Genomic DNA, 3,041 nt, shown 5'->3' on the forward strand with positions numbered 1-3,041 from the left:
CCCGCCACGCCGTCGGACGCGAGCAGCTCGCGCGCGGCGCGCAGGATGGCGACGTCCGCCTCGCTGCTGCGCGGCCGTCCCCGGGGCCGCGTGCCCGGACCCGGGTCCGTCATGGGCGGTGACCGGTCGTGAGGGCGGAGCGCAGCCACCGGTCCAGGTGGTCGGCCTCCGTTCCACGCCAGGCGAGGTGGCCGTCGGGGTGGTCGGCATGGTGGTGGAGCGAGTCTCGTCGGTGACCGCCGGACGCTGACCGGGAGGCGGTCGCGGGCCGCTGGGAGCGGTACGGCGATCGCCCGGCCGCCGGCATGCGGACGGACACCAGCTAGAGCGTGGCCACGATCGTCATCCGAGAGCTCTCGACGCGGTGCGGTCACGGTCCACGTCGTCCAGCCGGCGCAGGACGCCGTCCGGGTCGTACTTGGTGCGCATCTCGCGGACGCGCTCACCGGTCGTACCGGGGTAGGTCTCGTCGAAGGTTCGCTCGTCGGGCCGGCTCTCGAAGCTGCGGTAGGCGCCCCGGGAGAAGGGTCGCAGGCGAGCGACGGCGGCGTCGAGGTCCGAACCGGGCCGGGGTGGGAACACCGTGAAGGTGGTCATCAGCTCGACGTCGCGGTGGGCGAACGAGGTCTCGTCCGGGCGGAGGTCGTGCATCGCGCCGCCGAGCGACCGGAGCTGGACGAACGGCCCTGCCCGGTGCGTGGCTCCCGCCACGAGGGCGCGGGCACTCTCGCTGGTCAGCGTGGGCAGGAGCAGGTTCGTCGTGACCGCCGGCTGCTGTCCGTGGTTGCCGTGCAGGTGGTCGGACGAGACCAGCGCGGTGTACGGGCCGAGCTGGGCCTGCATGCCGAGCGTGCGGGTGCCGAGGTCTCCGAGCGGTTCGACGAGCTCGCGGACGCGGTCCGGGTTCTCGTCCGCGACGACTGCTGTCATCTGCAGCACGAGACCACCGCGGCCGCCGCCGAGCATCCCGTTGACCGTCAGGTCGCGCGGTGCGGCGGCCACGTGCTCCGACCAGCGTTGCAGGGTGGCGGCGTCGGCCTCGACGGTGACCTGCGCGATGCCGATGGTCTCCAGCGGCATCGCGTCGATCTCCAGGTCGGTGACGATCCCGACGCTGTCGGCCGCTCCACGGACCGCCCAGAGCAGGTCGGGCTCGTGCTCGGCGTCGGTCCGCACGACGCGGCCGTCGGGCAGGACCACGGTCGCGGCGCGCACGTGGTCGACGGTCAGGCCGTACGTGCGGGTGAGCCAGCCCATGCCACCCGCGGTGGCCAGGCCGCCGACGCCCACGTTGCCGTGGTCGCCGGAGCTGATGGCCAGTCCGTCGTGGGCGAGCCGCTCGGCGACCTGCCCCCAACGAGCACCGGCCTGCAGGCGCACCAGGCCGGTCTCCCGGTCGAGGAGGTCGACGGCGTCGAGCTGCGACAGGTCGATCACCACGCCGCCGTCGTTCGAGGAGCGGCCGTGCAGCCCGTGGCCGCCGCTGCGGACCGAGACGGGCAGATCGGTGCCGCCCGCCCAGGTCAGGGCCTCGGCCACCTCGTCGGCCGTGCGGGGCAGCAGCACGACGGCGGGGGAGTGCACCGTCGTGTAGGTGGACCGCAGCGCCTCCCACCGCCGGCCACCGGGCCACACGGCCTGGTCGGCGAGAGAGCGCGGAAGGTTCAGGCCGGTCATGCGTGGTTCCTCTCGGACATCGTGCTGTCGGCCGGGCCGGCGACCTGCTCGGCGCGGTGTGCGGCGACCCGCTCGCGGACGGCGGGCACCACCTCGTCGGTGAAGACGCGCAGCTGGTTCTCCGGGTCGGTGATCGGCCAGAAGACGAACGTATCGAAGCCCAGGTCGACGGCCCAGGACGTGAGGGTCTCCACCCACTCCTGCACGGGCCCGACGAGCCCTTGCCCGCCGCGGAACGGGCCGATCGCGCCGATGACGTTGTAGATGCGGCGCACGTCGCGCGGGTCGCGCCCAGCCTTGCGGGCCGCGTCGTCGATGATCTGCTGCTTCTCGGGGACCTCGTGCGGCGCGACGTAGATGTTCAGGGGAGAGATCCAGCCGTCCGCCGCACGCCCAGCGACGCGGAGCATGCGTGGCCGCTGGCCGCCGAGCCAGATGCTCACGTGCCCGGACGGGACGGGACCGGCCTGGTAGCCGGCGACCTGGTGCTCCGCGGTGTCCGCCTGGACGGCGTCGCCGTCCAGGGCGCGGCGCATGATCCGGATCGCCTCTTCGGTGAACTGGATGGTCTCGCCACCGGTGCGAGGGCGGCCGCCCATCGCGGCGACGCCCTGCGCACTCGCCCCGCCGCCCACGCCCAGGTGGACGCGGCCGCCGTTCATGGTGGCGAGCGAGGCGGCGGCCTTCGCGGTGAGCGTCGGCGGGCGCAGCTGGAGGTCCAGGACGTCGCCCATCACGGAGATCTGCTCCGTGCGGGCGGCGAGCTGGCCGATCAGGGTCCACGCGTCGAGGTGCGTGGGCTGGTAGGGGTGGTCCTGCACGGCGAGCAGGTCGAGGCCCACGGCGTCGGCCTGCTGGGCGAGCCGAAGAGCCTGGGGGTAGTCGGTGGCGGTCGGGTCGATGCTGACGCCGAACCGGAGGGTCTGTCCGTAGTCGGTCATGTCACTGATGATCCGCAGCAGCGCCCCCGTTGCCAAGGGGCCCATTAGGTCCTTACTATTCGTAAGTATGACCAGTCAACGACACACCGGAGGCGGGCCCGATCCGGCTCAGATCCTCGACGACGAGGCGTGCCGGGCGTTCCAGGGTGCGATGGACATCGTGGGCAAGCGGTGGACCGGTGCCATCATGCTCGCGATCTCCCGGGGAGCGCGCCGGTTCGGCCAGATCCTGCGCCTGGTCGACGGGCTGTCGGACCGGCTGCTCTCCCAGCGGCTCAAGGAGCTGGCCGCACACGGCCTGGTCACGCGCACCATCGTGCCCACGACCCCCGCCTACTCCGAGTACGAGCTCACCCCCCTGGGCGAGCAGCTGATCGAGGCGATGCAGCCGCTGGTCCTGTGGGGATACGTCAACAGGCTGCC

Annotated in this window: 3 protein-coding genes; 1 reads left to right on the forward strand and 2 read right to left on the reverse strand. The window is 72.9% G+C overall.

From position 1 onward, the window contains the following. Positions 1-342: 342 nt before the first annotated feature. Positions 343-1,677 carry an FAD-binding oxidoreductase gene (locus PROKR_RS12090; RefSeq protein ID WP_036963500.1) on the reverse strand — a complete coding sequence of 445 codons (1,335 nt, stop codon included), beginning with the start codon at positions 1,675-1,677 and terminating at the stop codon, positions 343-345. Next, complete coding sequence (locus tag PROKR_RS12095; protein ID WP_036963502.1) at positions 1,674-2,618, reverse strand: LLM class flavin-dependent oxidoreductase; 945 nt, start codon at positions 2,616-2,618, stop codon at positions 1,674-1,676. The genes PROKR_RS12090 and PROKR_RS12095 overlap by 4 nt, the downstream gene beginning before the upstream one ends. A gap of 67 nt (positions 2,619-2,685) precedes the next feature. Between PROKR_RS12095 and PROKR_RS12100 the strand changes: the two genes are divergently transcribed. Beyond that, positions 2,686-3,041: winged helix-turn-helix transcriptional regulator (locus PROKR_RS12100; protein ID WP_084800401.1), on the forward strand; the 356-nt coding region annotated here is incomplete at its 3' end.

The sequence above is a fragment of the Promicromonospora kroppenstedtii DSM 19349 genome (assembly GCF_000515355.1).
GTDB lineage: Bacteria > Actinomycetota > Actinomycetes > Actinomycetales > Cellulomonadaceae > Promicromonospora > Promicromonospora kroppenstedtii.

Bases quoted from the DNA above. Each gene is read 5' to 3' on its own strand.
- PROKR_RS12095 (WP_036963502.1), bottom strand. From the start codon at position 2,618: ATGACCGACTACGGACAGACCCTCCGGTTCGGCGTCAGCATCGACCCG.
- PROKR_RS12090 (WP_036963500.1), bottom strand. From the start codon at position 1,677: ATGACCGGCCTGAACCTTCCGCGCTCTCTCGCCGACCAGGCCGTGTGG.